Consider the following 14,903-nt stretch of genomic DNA (forward strand, 5'->3'; position numbering starts at 1 on the left):
ACCATGGGTTCAACGGTCTTTCGTCAGTGACTCAGCGCACCGGGCATGCGCCGCCGGCGCAGTCGGTCTGGTTCACGAGTTCGAGATCCTTGAGGTCCGTGTTGCCGTTCATCCGGGCGAACACCTCCTGGGCATCGCCGCTGATCCGGGCGAGGATCTCCTCGTACTGAGCCTTGCTGATCGGCTCCTTCGGAGCCTGCTTGAAGCCCGAACCGGTGTACGGCAGCATCGATGTCGACTTGATGGAGCCGGCATACTGGCTGAGGACCGCGGGCAGCGAAGGCTTCTCCTCGTCACGGAAGGTGACGGTGCAGCTCACGGCGTTGTCGGCCCAATAGGTCTGCAGGAAGGCCTGGGTGGCCAGCTGTTCACGCGCCGAGACCGAACCCGCCGAGGCGAAGTCCTTGGCGTCGGCGTTCGCCGCACGCACCGGGAATTCCACGCACATGGTGTGCTTGGTGTATACGTCGGGCTCGATGGTGTAGCCGCAGGCCTTGAGCGCGGGCAGCAGGGGGTCGTCCTCCTGGAAGCGGATGCGCTGGATGAGGTACGGGGCGTAGTGGAAGTGCATGCCCTCCGAAACGCCGGCCAGCTTGGACACGGTGCCGGAAGGCTTCACGGTCGTGTGCTTGAGCGAGGGGGAGCAGCCGAGTTCCGCGGAGTAGCGCTTGTCGGCGTCGACCACGGCCTGGTAGAGCCCATTCATCACCGTGACGGCGTTCTGGTCGTACCGCGGCCGGCCGTTCTCGTCGGTGCCGACGACCACGCGGTGGCCGAAGCGGGTGAGGAACCAGTCCTGGATGCCGGAGATCGAGATGCCGATGCGCCGGTTGCGTTCGATGACGTTGCGCGAGACCTCCCAGTCGTAGCTGCCGAAAGTGACGCGTTTGGTATAGCGTGCGGCCAGCGAGAAGGCCTCGTTGAGATCCCAGCCCTGCTGCTCGGCGATGTTGGGGAATACCTCGAACAGGTTGCACGGCTCGCCGTTCTCCAACGTGATCTCGCCGCAGGGATTCGTGCCCTCGGCGTGGGCGTCGCTGGTTTCGGAACGCCCGTCGGCCAGACGGCCGTAGTGCCGGGAGAGGTCGAGGTCCACGATGCCGGGTTCGCCGTTGGTGCGGATGGCGTCGGCGATGCGTTCGTACTGCTCGGGGTCGCCGGAGACCGCCACGGAGTTGTTCGAGGCCCAGCGATGGTGATAGAGCTTGGTCTGATCTTGCTTCATCGTGACGAAGCCCTCGTCGTCCCAATCTCCCAAGGCGAGCTCGGCGGAACGGCGCACATTGCCGGCCACGACCGCCTTGCCGATGAGATTGCCGATGTCGGTGGCGTCGACGGCGCTCAGACCGCGCCCGAGGGAGGCGTTCAGCGTCTCGTTCACGTCGCGAAGCATCTCGATCAGGGGCGCCGCACCGGATGCAGTGCCGCCGAAGCCGTGGATGCGTGCACCGCGTGGGCGGATGTCGGAGGCATCGAGCACGAGCGAGGATCCGTCGCCGTTGAAGTAGCCGAAGTGCGCATCGATGACAGCTGCGAGGGCCAGTACCCAGCCCTCGCGCGTGTCGGGAATCGTGGAGAAGAAGGGGGACCGTGCGCTGTCGGTGCCGGAGGCCTTGCGCTGCGCGAGCCACTCGTCGCGGTCCACGGCACCCGAGGCGCGTGATTCCTCGGCGGACCCATTGGCGCCGTCGATGACGATGGTCAGATCGGTGGTGCGGGCGACCGCGGGTATGCGCGAGGTGTTATCGCGGGTGACGGAGAATCCGACGCCGCCGCCCTTCATGAGCTGGTCGAACATAAAGGCGAAGGGCATGGAGACCGCGGGCTGCTTGGCCTCGAGGTAGTCGGGCACGAGGGCCGACTTCCCATAGGGCTGCGGCCTGATCGCAACGAACCAGCAGTTGTTGAGGGAATCGCCGTGGCGCCGCTGATAGTCGGTGCCGCTGACCCACAGGTTGCGTCCAGAAGGCGTTGCCGACAGACCGTAGATCAGGGAGTACAGCCGCTTGGCTTCGTCCTGGAGGCCGTCGACGATCTTGCGGTCATCCTCGCTCACGGCGTTGGGGTCGATGTCGTGCAGCCGTGGGTCAAGGTTGATGTTGCCTTCGACGACGCGCTTGACGGTCTCCTCCCAGTCCTCGGTGCGGTGTTCCTCGTCGAGGAACCGCGCGTAGGTGCGCTTGTAGGTCACCCATCCGAGCGGGCCCCAATGCGGCTGCACGTCCTGGCGCACCTGTGCGATGGTGTCATCGTCAAGCGTGATGACTGGCTGATCGTTCATTGTCCTGTTTCTCCCTAGTAACCGCTACATATCATACAAAACCACTAGATATAGTAGTAACTTCATCAATTAATGCAACATGTAGTTGATTTGACATTCTCGCGTCGTTCGTTATACGGGCTGGGGATGGGTGCAGCCGCTCTCCCGCCGAGCATGCGCGGCCATGGGCAACGCCGAAACGGAGCGTCGGCAACGGCGCCCCCGCGTGTCTTCGCATCTCCCCGCGCGTGCCGTAGCGATGGTGCGATGGGCCGTGGCGCCCTTGTGCGGTGCCGCGGGTCGAAGTCGCGCAGCAGGCGACAAGGCGACACGATGCGGACGACAAGGCGATATGTGAGGAATGTCATGATGGGGAGTGGACCGGCGTGGTGCGAGGGATCGTCGTCGGATGCGTCGGTGAGGCGCAGGCGATTATGGAGCGCGTTCGCGTCATTTGACGTCAACCGGTTGACTCTTTATCGTGTGCCGTGTACGAAGCAGTGGCGGTAACGATGAGGTTACGGGGGTGCACATGCGTAACGATATGCGAACTGCGGCAATGCGGATGGGTCGGCCTGCAACGGCGGCGGCCTGGCGGGGACGGCACGACCTGAGACGGCCATGGCGAGGGCGAGGCGACACGGCATGCGGTGGCTCGCCCTCGTGGTGGCCGCCGCCGCATCCACGGCACTCGTCATCGGTGCCGGTTGGCCTCGACGGGCCGTCGCCGCGGGTTCCGGCGACCCGCGATCCGCAACGACGGCAGTGAGCGGCATGACCACGAGCCAGTTCGACCAGGCCTACCATTACCAGACCTCGCAGGGGTTCATGAACGACGTACAGACCATTTGGAAGGGCGGCGATGGGTATTATCACTTCCTTTACCTGCGCAACGCCCGGTACCGGCACGACGGCGACGGCACGGAGTGGTACCACGTCAAGACGAGGGATTTCGTGCACTATACGGATGTCGGCGTATCGATACCGAAGTTCAACGGCGTGTGGCAATGGATGGCGACCGGGTCGGTCATCACCAACGAGAGCGGATTCTTCGCCGATCTGCCCCGCACCGCCCTGGTCGCGTATTTCACCAGTTACATCGACGGCGTGCAGCGGCAGTTCGTCGCCTACTCGCGCGACGAGGGGAGGACCTTCCTGCCGTATCGCGACACCGCGGTGATGAGCGCGCCCCACGCCGAGACCAACGCCCGGGACCCATACGTCACCTACGACGCGCGGTCGAAGACGCTGGTCATGTATCTGGCGGAGGGCGACCGGATCGGCACGTATGAGAGCGCCGACGGCGTAGGGTTCCATCACGTCGGCGCCCCCATGCTCGACGATGGCGCGCTGGCCGACCTCGGTTTGGAGGACGGTGACCTGGGCCTCATCGAATGTCCGAATCTCAAGACCCTGCGCGACCCGCGGACCGGCGAGACCAAATCCATACTGTTCTTCGGTGCGAACGGCTATCGGTACGGTCAGACGACGGGCACCTACTATATGGTCGGGCATCTGGACGGCCACCATGTGTTCGTACCCGAGCAGCGGCCGTCGCGCGTGGACGACGGGTCCGATTACTACGGCGCCAACGTCATGCAGAACGGCGATACGCTCCTGACCTCCCTCGCCTGGATGGGCAATTGGGGGTATTCGGACAAGCCGATCAGCGACGACCACGGACCGGTCTACAAACTCGGTTCGCTGAGTCTGGCGCACCATCTGACTCTGGCTGGCAAGCCCGGCGACTACTCTCTGGTCAACACGATCATCGAGCCCAAGGCCCTGTACCAAGGCGCCGTGGCCGGCATCTCATCGAGCACCGGGCGTCGCCACACGATGCTCGACGTGAGCAGATCGACCAGGCAGAACACCGTGCTTACGTTCACGCCGGGTGAGGGTGGGGATGGCGATGGCGGCGGCGATGCCGGCGACGGCTGGAGTAGGGTCCATGGCCATGGCGATGGCGGCGGCGCGCTGAGCGGCACCATCACCGTGCGATTGCTGCACCGGGATGCGACGGAGACGATACGGTACGTCGCGGCGACCGGCGCATACGAGGTGACGCGGGAGACGAGCCGTATCGGTGACAGCGGCGGGTCGCGCGAATACGAAAAGTCCATAGCGGCTTCCAGCGGTGTCGTCGCGTCGCAGCGACTCACCTTCCATATCGTGCAGGATCAGAGCAGCGTCGAGTTCTACGTCGAAAGCAGCGGCCGATCCTACTCGATGGCGCGGTACACGGCCGATGACCACACGCGCATCCAGGTGAGCAGCGACACACCGACCCGCCTGACCTATGAGTTCAACGACATCCGCGACCCGCATGCCGCCTCATGGGCGCCGATGTCGTCGCCGATGCCCTTCGCAGTCCCGTCCCTCTCGTCGTCCTCTTCGTCGTTCCGCTGATTTTGCGGGCCGTATCGCCGAGCGTGCCGTCGATTTGGTGTTGTCTGTGACCGCGCTGTGCAAGTTCAACTGAATGCATGTTCAACTGTGCTGCATGTTCAACTGCGCCGTGCATGTCGCCACCGCGCTGCGGCGTCTCACCATGGCATACCTACCGCTCGGCGGCCCGGGCTTTCCCGGGCTGGATCTCGGCCGCATCATGGCATCACACACGGATATGTGCACACGGATACGTGACGGGGTCGGTCGTCCGTCCGGAACTCGTTGCAGATCGGCGGTTTCCGGCGCACGAGGGTCCCGGTGAATATGAAGGAGACGGCGATGAGCACGATGGTCAGGGCACGGCATCTGTCCAAATGGTATGGCACACACGAGGCGGTCCACGACGTCTCGCTGGACATTGCGCCCGGCGCATTGACGGCGGTGATCGGACCCAACGGGGCCGGCAAATCCACGACGATCGGCATGCTGACCGGTGTGGTCCGGCCCGATGGCGGCGTCATCGAGTACGGCGGGACGCGAGCGCAGCCGACGCCGCGAGCGCTGCCTCGGTCGCGGGCCGGGGCGCCCCGTCTCGGCGTCGTGTTCCAGGGCAGCGTGCTGGATGGGCCGCTCACCGTGCGGGAGAACCTGTCGATTCGTGCGCGGTTGTATGACGGGGTACCCGGCGGTCGGGTGGACGAAGTCATCGCGCTCGTCGATGCCACGGACTTCGCGGATCAGCGCTACGGCTCGCTGTCGGGAGGCCAGCGACGCAGGGTCGATATCGCCCGTGCGTTGATCAGCCATCCGACGTTACTGATACTCGACGAGCCTACGACCGGACTGGATATCGCGACCAGGAGGTCGCTGTGGACGATGCTCGATGGGTTGCGTCGGCGGGAGAACCTCTCGATCCTGCTCACCACGCATTATCTCGAAGAGGCCAACATCGCGCAACAGGTCTATCTCATCGACCACGGGCGGATCCATGCGCAGGGTTCCGCGCGGGATCTCATCGCACGCTACACGCAGTACACTCTCGAGATCACCTTCGAACCGAACCGCCGGAGCGATATCGAGTCGATGGTGCGCGGTCGTGTGAAGCATGCGCCGGGGGCGGTTCGCCGAGGCGATGACGGTCGGGGCGGTGGTCCTGACGATGCGGGCGATGGTCGTGGTGATGAAGGTGCCCGTGGTGGTGACGGCGGTCATGGCGTATCCGGGAACCCGGTCGTGATCGACGGCGACCGCATGCACCTGAGCGTGCCCGACGCCGACGCATGCATCGAACTGTTGATGGTGATGCGCCCGTATGTGCGTGATTTCCGATGCCTGCGCGGCACGATGAACGATGTGTTCCTCACCCTCACCGGACGCGATGCGCACGGCGCGAGTGCCTCCGCCGGCTCGGCTTGCGACGGTGCGACTCTCACTTCAACCGTTCCGACCGCTCGAACCGACCCAGCCGCTGCGGCCGTTGCAGACAGTATCATCACCGAAGGGTCCCGATCATGATCGCATTGACCACACGCAACCTCCTGCTGTTCATCCGAAACCGCAGCAACGTCCTGTTCTCCCTGCTCGGCGCGCTCATCGCCTTCCTGCTCTATATCGTCTTCCTCAAGCAGACGCTGGAGGGAAGCTGGACCGATGCGCTGCAGGCCGGCAACGCCGTCGCGGCGCTCGCACGAGGTCCGGCTGGGACATCTGCCGTCACTGCCGCGGATCCCGTCACCGTCAGCGACCTGCTCGACCCGTGGCTCATGGGCGGCATCCTGTCGATCACCGCCATCACCACCGCCTTGGCCGGCATGGGCCAGTTGGTCTACGACCGCGAGAACGGGCTGATCGACGACTTCCGTCTTGCCTGTCGCTCGACGTGGCGCATCCAGGCCTCGTACCTCGCCGGCTCGGCGATCATCAGCGTCGTCATGCAGCTGATCGTATTGGTCGTCACGGGAACGTATTTCAGCGTGGTCGACCATGTCACCCTTCCGTGGCGCGATGTGGCCGCCGACGTGCAACTCGCGGGGATCATGCTGTGCAGCGCGGTGTTCGGAGCGGCGCTGGCTTTCGCCCTCACCGTATCCATCACGACCCAGCGCGCGAATTCGGGACTGAACACGGTCGTCGGCACGGCGGCCGGATTCCTCAGCGGCGTCTATGTCCCGATCGGGGCGGTGCCCGCCGGCGCCCAGCACGTGATGAAACTCTGGCCGGGCGCCTACTCCGCCGCGTTGTTCCGACGATTGCTGCTGGGGGATGCCGTATCGCGCGCCTTCGGCCGGGCGCCCGCATCCGTCGCCGAGCGGTTCCGGGAGGATATGGGGATCGGATACGGCATCGGCGGCGTGCTCACCACCCCCGTTCAGGAGCTCGCGCTGCTTGCCGGCATCACGGTGATTATCGTATCCGCCATCCTGCTCGTACGATGGGTGTCGAGACATGTACCCATGGCGAATCAGGGACGGCGGCGCAGTGAGCATCATCTTCAAAGCGAATCCTGAGCTCGAGGATGGCGAGGTGAACGTCATCGTCGAGGCGGCGGCGCCCACCCCCGCGGTCGCCGAGCTCATGCGCTCGGTGGAGGCCATCGGCCAGAGCGCCTCGGGGTCGGTTGCCATCGAGACCTCCAACCGTCTGGAAATCGTTCGTAAATCCGCGATCGTCGCCATCGCCGTGCAAGGCGACGATTTATTGGTGCGCACCACGACGCACTCCCTGACCACCCGGAACCGACTCGTCAGATTGATGGCGAAGCTCTCGCCCCGCGATTTCGTGCAGATTTCCCGTCAGGTCGTCATCAACCTGCGTCATCTCGAATCGCTGGAGGCGAGCTATTCGGGCAATATGACCGCGCGGCTGTCCGGCGACATCCGCGAAACCGTCAGTCGCAGGTACGTGCCCGCGCTGCGTGAAGCCTTGGAGGCGTGATCATGGAACCGAACATCCATACGGACGGATCCGGCGCCCCGGATGTCGACGAGCATGACCTCAGGCGCGAACGGCTCCTGTCGCAGATCTCCGGGCGTGACCGGACCGCGGTGCGGACCCGCACATCAGTGCGGCGATCGTTCCCGGTGCATGCGTTGCGTGAAGCGGGGATCAACGCCATGGGTGGCGTCGGCGTCGGCTCCTTCGTGTTCCTGGCCGTGCAGGCCTTGGATCTGCAGCAGATACCCATCACGCCGCTGAGCGTGGTGACGTTGTTCGTGATGTCCGCGCTGATTGGTGTACTGAGCCTGCTGTTCAATTTGCAGCTTCCCTATGGGGCGACCCTGCTCATGCACTGCCTGCTCACATTCGGGCTGGTGACCGGGTGGTTGCTGATCAACCGCTGGTTCGTGGTCTTCTCGGGGCACTTCGCCGGTTTCGCCGCATTGTTCGCCGTCATCTACATACTCATCTGGGTTGGTGTCGTGCTGCACGGCTGGCTGCTCACCGAGCGTCTCAACGCTTCGCTGCGGCGTCGACGCCAGCGCGATGATAATGAAAAGGTCGACGATTGATTGACGTAAGTCGACGGTTCGCTGACGTAAGTCTACGGTTCGAATAGACAAGTCGATGGTTGACCGACTCAGGTCGACGGTTCGGGTACTGTCTTGAAGAGTGTGTAACTGGCTTTGATCGCCGATCCACTGGATCGGCGGGAAGGAGCCGGTGAACATGCCGACCGGGACGATGGCTGGTATGACAGCCAAAGACAAGGAACCCGACAGGGGGCGTTCCGCCGAGATGGACGCCGCCGTCGAGCCGGTAGCGTTTGGCGAAACAACAGGGCCTGGCGTCGGCCGGGCCGGGTGGCCTCCCGAAGCAATTCACCAAGACCGTGCCGGAAACCGCGTTGGACGAAGAGATGAACGAGCATCTTGGCCGCGCCAAGCACGAGAAGAGCAAGGACGGTCGGGCGCAAAACGCGCGCAACGGTGTCACGAGGAAGACCGTGATCACCCATGCGATGGGTCCGGTCGATATCGCGGTGCCGAGTGATCGTGATGCCTCGCGTCGCCCCGGTCATCGTGGAAAAGCGTCAGCGGCGCTTGAATGACGTGGACGAGGTGGTGCTCTCCCTGTACGCGAAGGGACTGACCACGGGCGAGATCAGTGCGCACTTCCGGGAGGTCCACGGCGCTTCGGTATCGAAGGAGACGGTCAGCAGGATCACGGACAGCGTCATCGAGGAGACGGACGAATGGGCGTCCAGGCCGTTGGATGCGGTATATGCGGCGATCTTCATCGATGCCATTCGAACGTCAAGGTCAGGGACGGTCAGGTCGCCAACCGGGCGTTCCGCGCGGCCATCGCGTGGATCCGGACGGCAATCGGGACGTGCTCGGCATCTGGGGTTCCCCCGCTTCGGAGGGCGCCAGGTACTGGCTCTCCGTGCTCACCGATCTGAAGAACCGGGGCGTGGGCGACGTGTTCGTGCCTCTATGCGACGGGTTGAAGGGCCTGCCCGACGCGGTGGGAACGGTCTGGCCGCTGTCGATCGTGCAGACCTGTGTCATTCACCTGATGCGCAACACGTTCAGGTACGCGTCCAGGAAGGACTGGGAAGCGCTTCGCCGTGACGTGAAACCCATCTACACGGCCGCCACACCGGCCGCCGCCGAACATGCGCGTGACGAGATGCTCGAACACTGGGCGGGCAAGTACCCGGCGGTCAAGGGCTTGTGGCTCAACGCATGGGAACGGTTCATCCCTTTCCTGGACTACGACGTGGAGATCCGCCGGGTCATCTGCTCCACGAACGCGATCGAGGGTCTGAACGCCAGGTTCCGCCGCTCCATCCGGGCGCGTGGGCACTTCCTTGGGCGGGCGGGCCGCATTGAAATGCCTCCACCTGACCGTGCGTTCGCTCGACCCCACAGGCAAGGGCCAGGTACGATGGGTGACACGATGGAAGCCCGCGTTGAACGCGTTCGCCATCACCTTCGCCGACCGCTGGCCGGACGGCAAGGAACAGCAACGAAAACCGCCAGTCACACACTTAATGAGATAGACCCACGGTTCGCTGACGCAGATCGGCGATTGACTGACATAGGTCGGCGGTTCGTGAACGCAAGTCGGCGATTCGCTGACATAGGTCGATGGTTGACCGACGCAAGTCGGCGATTGACTGACGCAAGTCAACGGTTCGCATAGACAAGTCGGGTGATACGAAAAACGAGGGGCCATATTCCGCGGTTGTTTTTCGCTATCGCCCGACTTGCCTGACGGATGGAGACCTGACCGTCCATTCTTCGGCCACGCTGACCAATGGCCGGACAAGCATGTTGTTGGATAGCTCTCTCATGGTATTTCATGGCATTTCAGGGCGTTTTCGGCCCATGATAAGGCGAGCATCACGCATGAAGTCGGTGACCTTGACGCGTCATACACGTTGTGTAGTGAATGGTGCGGAGTGCGCTGGTGCCTGACCCGTCGTGGTCCTGCAGATTGGCGGTATATGGCCGTTTCTCGTTTTCCGCTTTTCGAGGCTACTTGGAAAGTGCTACACAAAGTGAGGGCGATGGGTCATAAAGGGATATAAGCCGTGAAATGTATCCGCGCAGTGCTTGAGGATTCGTTTCCGCTGCCTCTTCAGCTGATTGAACTGATGTTTGGAAAGTAGAAAGCCCGGAACCATGAAGATTCAGGCCTTCAGCAACTGTGCGTACTGTTGTGCGTACTATGCGCCTTGAAGAAAAAAATAAGGGCGCCATATCGTTGATATGACGCCCTTTTAGTAGCGGGGTCAGGATTTGAACCTGAGACCTCTGGGTTATGAGCCCAGCGAGCTACCGAGCTGCTCCACCCCGCGACGGCTGCTGTAAGGCAGCTCAATACATCTTAAGGGCAGAATCGAGAATGTCAAGCCTGGGGCGGATATTCCCGAAGCACCGCGTGTCACAGCACTGGATTCACCTGCAGACGATAGTGGATGAACGGTAGAGTTCCACGACTGAGCTCCAGTTTCATCACCATGTATATGAATGCCATATGAATGCATTTGATCACCGCTCGGCCGTCGGGTCGCGGCACGCGCCTCACGATCCACCGTCCCGTCACTCATCCACCTGCGAGGCATTCGCCTTCTGCCCGCGAGACGTTCGAGAGACGTTCGACCCTCTGCCCCCGCGAGACGTTCACCTCGCGACCCTTGACCAGACGCTCCTGGGACAACGTTCACACCTGCTCGCAAGACATTCATCCGTTGCCCGCGAGGTGTTCGACCCCTGCCGGCAAGGTGCTCACCCACCGCCCGCGCGCACGCCCCAACGCTGGGCCCTGAGCGAGCGCAGCATGCGCGATATCCACCGCGATGCGATAATACCGGTATGCCTATCAAGATTCCCCGTGGTTTGCCGGCGCGTGACATTCTTGACGCGGAGCGCATCTTCGCGTTGGAACAGCCCGAAGCCGAGCGTCAGCGTGTCCGCCCTCTGCGTCTGGTCATACTCAACCTCATGCCGAAGAAGATCGAGACCGAGACGCAGCTGCTCCGGCTCATCTCGAAGTCCCCGCTGCAGGTCGACGTCGATTTCATGACCACCTCGACCCACGAGTCCAAACACGTCAGCGCGGATCATCTCGTCAAGTTCTACGAGAGCCTCGATGCGTTGCACGACAATTACTATGACGGTCTGGTCATCACGGGCGCACCCGTGGAGCACTTGGAGTTCGATCAGGTCGACTACTGGGAGGAATTCAAGCAGATCCTCGATTGGTCCTCCAGCCACGTGTTCTCGACCATGTATCTATGCTGGGGCGCCATGGGTGCGTTGTGCTACCGGTATGGCGTGCGCAAGCACATGCTCGACACCAAGATTTTCGGCGTTTTCCCGCAGTATCTGCAGGATGAGTACTGCTTCCTGACCAACGGCTTCGACGAGATCGCGCTCCAACCCCATTCGCGCCTGGCCGGCGTGGACGAGGGCGATGTGGCACGCCACTCTGATCTGCAGGTCCTCACCTGGGGGCCGCAGAGCGGACCCGGGCTCATCGCGACCAAGGACTTTTCGGAGGTCTTCGCGTTGGGGCACTGGGAGTACGGCAAGTACACCCTCGCCGAGGAGTACGAGCGGGACAAAGCCAAGGGCATGGATAACGTGCCGCTGCCCTACAACTATTTCCCCGACGACGACCCCACCAAGGAGCCGTTGTTCGCATGGCGCGCCCACGCCAATCTGCTGTGGCGCAACTGGCTCAACTGGGTCTACCAGACCACGCCCTACGACCTCGCCGAAGTGCCGTCGTTACGCGCCGCCAAGCGCCTCGGTACCGATCGGTCGATCCGGCACCGGCCCGGCAGCCCGCGTGACGACGGGTTCGAGCCGTTCAGGAACACCGGCTACGGGGTGCGATCCGAGGGCTGAGGCAGGGTGAGCGTGCCATGTGTCGCATGGAGCACACCGCACGTCGTCGGGAAACGCCGTGGAGGCCTTGCGCGCCAAGACTGGCGGAGCATTGGAGTTTGCCGACGTAGAATGTGCACCGAGTCATTCGAGGCGGAGTGTCGGCCGGCTCTCGGGTCCGGCTCGGCGCGTCCCCTCGAATCTGTCGGGTGTGATGTAACCATCGCGTTACCTCCGTCCCGTGGTTGGGCTTAGACTTGAGCGTGAATGAGCTAGGAGGCGTAGATGAGTGGATTCCAGGGTGCGGGCATGCTGCTCGCCGCCAAGGCGGGTCCGGATTTGCCGGCGATGAAGGACTTCCTTCCCCCGCAGATTCTGTTTCAGGGCACGCCGTTCGCAATCAACCGCATCATCCTGATCCGTATCGTCGCCACCATCGTCCTGTTGGTCGTGATGTCCGTCACCGCTTCCCGGGCCAAGCTGATTCCCGGACGTTGGCAGAGCGCGGTCGAGTGGCTGCTCGATTTCGTGCGCACGAACGTCGTCTATCAGGTGATGGGCGAGGAACGCGGCAAGCGTTTCGTGCCCATGATGACGACCCTGTTCTTCACGATCTTCATCTTCAACCTGTGCAGCGTGATTCCGGGCGCCAATATGGCTGCGACCGCGAGCATCACCATGCCGTTGGTCTTCGCCCTGTGGATTTTCGCGCAGTACTGGGTCGCCGCCTGCCGAGAGCAGGGCTTCTTCAAGTACCTGCGTTCCGAGCTGGCCCCCGCTGGGGTCCCGCCGCTGCTGCTCATCCTCATCGCACCCATCCAGCTCATCGAGGTCCTGCTCATCCGCCCGTTCTCGCTTACCGTTCGACTCTTCGCGAACATGGTGGCAGGGCATTTGCTCGTGGCCACATGCCTGGCGTTCACCCAGTACTATCTGGTCGACGCGCAGAACGCGCTGCTCGCGGGCGCCGGTGTGCTGTGGTTCGTCGGCGGTATGGTGTTCACGCTGTTCGAGATGTTCGTCGCCGCGTTGCAGGCTTACATTTTCACCATTCTCGGCTCGGTCTACATCAGCCAGAGCTATCCCGAGCTGGGGTAGTATCAATGAATTGTGCGTTCCCGCGCCGCGGGTTCGCGTACCGCATGTTTTCGGTAGGAAAGGACAACATATGGATATCGTTACTCTCGCTGAGGTCTCCGGCAATATCAGCGTCCTCGGTTATGGCCTGGCCGCGTTGGGTCCTGGCATCGGCATGGGCATCCTGGTCGGCAAGGCGTTGGAGAGCACGGCTCGCCAGCCCGAGGTCTCCGGCCGTCTGCAGACCATGATGTTCATCGGCCTCGGCATGATCGAGCTCCTCGGTCTGCTCGGCTTCGTCGCCTTCATGCTTGCCTGAGATGCGTTCGCCCGCAAGGGCGTGCCCGTCATATCAGTAGGTAATCGGAAAGGAGGCGTCCATGGTAGAGTCAGCCCGTTCAGGAATTGATTTGTTCATCCCCAGCCTGTACGACGTCGTGTGGTCCCTGGTCATCCTCGTGATCGTTGCGGCGGTGTTCTATAAACTCGTCATACCGAAGTTCCAGGCGGTCTTCGATGAACGAGCGCAGAAGATTCAGGGCGGCATCGCCAAGGCGAATGCGGCTCAGCGCGACGCCGAAGATGCCAAGCAGCATTATCAGGAGCAGCTCAGCCGTGCCCGCGTCGATGCGTCGAAGATACGTGACGACGCCCGTGCCGAAGCTTCCCATATCATCGCCGACGCGCGTTCGCGTGCCGAGGGTGAGGCCGCTCAGATCACCGCCAACGCGCAGCGTTCGTTGGAATCACAACGTCAGCAGGCGCTCGTCTCCCTCAAGGGCGACGTCGGCACGCTGGCTGCGGCTTTGGCGGGAAAGATCCTCGGCGACAAGTTGCAGGATGCATCCGTGCAATCCTCGATGCTCGATACGATGATCGACAATCTGTCCTCGGAGCAGCAGTCCGATCAGCAGTGAGTCGAGATCCGGTAGTGGTTCGACGCCCAACCCGGATACAAGGAATTAGGAGGTGATCATGCGAGGAGAGGCATCGCGTATATCCGACAGGGCATCACGAGACTCCATGGCGGCCCGATTGAAGGACGCTGGGGAGCGTGCGTGCCGTATCGGCCGTGAGCTGTTCGATATCACCGCACTGCTTGATGGCAATCCGGCCATCGCAGCGGCCCTGACTGATCCTTCACGCCCCGTGGACGACAAGTCGGCGTTCCTGCGCACGTTGCTCGGCGATAAGGCTGATCCGCTGACCGCGGAGATACTCACTGATCTGGTGAAGCGCAAGTGGAGCCGACCGAAGGATATCGCCAATGCGGTGGAGGACTTCGGTGTGGACGCGTTGATGTATTACGCGGATTTCACCAAGTCGACGCTCAAGGTCTCGATCGAGCTCGCGCAGCTGCATTCGTCGCTGCTCAACCTGCCCGTCGTGCGCTCCAAGCTGTATGACGATCTGGCCACGCCTGAGGCGCGCGTCAAGCTCCTGCGGGAGCTGCTCGCGAACAGCGGTTTCGATCAGGTGACGATGATCCTGGCGGAGCACGGCACAGCCAATCTCCGTAAGCGCCGTTATCTGGCCACCATCCAGTGGCTCATCCGCAAGCTGTCGAACCACATGGGCGAGTCGATGATCACCGTGACCACGGCCACGCCGTTGACTCCGGAGCAGATGCACAAGCTCGTGGCCTTGTATACGGCCAAGCTGCAGCGTCCCATCCACATCAACTCGGTGGTGGATCCGGCGGTGCTCGGCGGCATGCGCACGCAGGTGGGCGACGAAGTGACCGACAACACCGTGGTCAACCAGTTGCGGCATCTCGAGGGGCATATCAAGGCCACGGCCTGATGCACGCACATGACTTCACAAGAACAATCAATCAA

11 protein-coding genes, 1 tRNA gene and 1 pseudogene are annotated in these 14,903 nt (G+C 62.7%); 11 read left to right on the top strand and 2 right to left on the bottom strand.

Going from position 1 to position 14,903, the window contains the following annotated elements:
• Positions 1-31 precede the first annotated feature (31 nt).
• Complete coding sequence (gene nrdJ, locus BMON_RS05595; RefSeq protein ID WP_033512826.1) at positions 32-2,281, bottom strand: ribonucleoside-triphosphate reductase, adenosylcobalamin-dependent; 2,250 nt, start codon at positions 2,279-2,281, stop codon at positions 32-34.
• 624 nt (positions 2,282-2,905) lie between these two features.
• Here nrdJ and BMON_RS05600 point away from each other — a divergent pair.
• The 6 genes and pseudogenes from BMON_RS05600 (at position 2,906) to BMON_RS05625 (ending at position 9,653) form a co-directional block, all read left to right on the top strand.
• Positions 2,906-4,669: a glycoside hydrolase family 32 protein gene (locus BMON_RS05600; RefSeq protein WP_051917929.1), complete on the top strand. Its 1,764-nt coding sequence runs from the start codon at positions 2,906-2,908 to the stop codon at positions 4,667-4,669.
• Positions 4,670-4,990: 321 nt separating this feature from the next.
• A complete protein-coding gene (locus BMON_RS05605; protein ID WP_051917930.1) occupies positions 4,991-6,166 on the top strand; it encodes an ABC transporter ATP-binding protein in 1,176 nt (391 codons plus the stop codon).
• Positions 6,163-7,158: an ABC transporter permease gene (locus tag BMON_RS05610; RefSeq protein ID WP_051917931.1), complete on the top strand. Its 996-nt coding sequence runs from the start codon at positions 6,163-6,165 to the stop codon at positions 7,156-7,158. The genes BMON_RS05605 and BMON_RS05610 overlap by 4 nt, the downstream gene beginning before the upstream one ends.
• Positions 7,130-7,585, top strand: coding sequence for a LytTR family DNA-binding domain-containing protein (locus BMON_RS05615; RefSeq protein WP_033512827.1), 456 nt, complete (start codon positions 7,130-7,132; stop codon positions 7,583-7,585). The genes BMON_RS05610 and BMON_RS05615 overlap by 29 nt, the downstream gene beginning before the upstream one ends.
• Positions 7,586-7,587: 2 nt before the next feature.
• Complete coding sequence (locus BMON_RS05620) at positions 7,588-8,160, top strand: DUF3021 domain-containing protein (RefSeq protein ID WP_033512828.1); 573 nt, start codon at positions 7,588-7,590, stop codon at positions 8,158-8,160.
• 226 nt (positions 8,161-8,386) lie between these two features.
• Positions 8,387-9,653: pseudogene (locus BMON_RS05625) on the top strand (IS256 family transposase).
• A 727-nt stretch (positions 9,654-10,380) separates the two neighbouring features.
• Here the strand turns inward: BMON_RS05625 and BMON_RS05630 are convergent.
• Positions 10,381-10,454, bottom strand: a tRNA-Met gene (locus BMON_RS05630).
• Between the two features lie 517 nt (positions 10,455-10,971).
• Here BMON_RS05630 and BMON_RS05635 point away from each other — a divergent pair.
• The 5 genes from BMON_RS05635 to BMON_RS05655 all read left to right on the top strand — a co-directional run bounded on the left by BMON_RS05635 (position 10,972) and on the right by BMON_RS05655 (position 14,868).
• A complete protein-coding gene (locus tag BMON_RS05635; protein WP_033511431.1) occupies positions 10,972-12,009 on the top strand; it encodes a homoserine O-succinyltransferase in 1,038 nt (345 codons plus the stop codon).
• A gap of 264 nt (positions 12,010-12,273) precedes the next feature.
• Positions 12,274-13,086, top strand: coding sequence for a F0F1 ATP synthase subunit A (gene atpB / locus BMON_RS05640; protein ID WP_033511433.1), 813 nt, complete (start codon positions 12,274-12,276; stop codon positions 13,084-13,086).
• A 70-nt stretch (positions 13,087-13,156) separates the two neighbouring features.
• Positions 13,157-13,384: an ATP synthase F0 subunit C gene (atpE, locus tag BMON_RS05645; protein WP_033511434.1), complete on the top strand. Its 228-nt coding sequence runs from the start codon at positions 13,157-13,159 to the stop codon at positions 13,382-13,384.
• 61 nt (positions 13,385-13,445) lie between these two features.
• Positions 13,446-13,982 (top strand): F0F1 ATP synthase subunit B, encoded by a 537-nt coding sequence (locus BMON_RS05650; protein WP_033511435.1) that lies wholly within the window; start codon positions 13,446-13,448, stop codon positions 13,980-13,982.
• A 58-nt stretch (positions 13,983-14,040) separates the two neighbouring features.
• Entirely contained in the window at positions 14,041-14,868 is an 828-nt protein-coding gene (locus tag BMON_RS05655) for a F0F1 ATP synthase subunit delta (protein ID WP_033511767.1), read from the top strand.
• The last annotated feature ends 35 nt before the right edge of the window (positions 14,869-14,903 follow it).

The sequence above is a fragment of the Bifidobacterium mongoliense DSM 21395 genome, assembly GCF_000741285.1.
GTDB classification, from domain to species: Bacteria; Actinomycetota; Actinomycetes; order Actinomycetales; family Bifidobacteriaceae; genus Bifidobacterium; species Bifidobacterium mongoliense.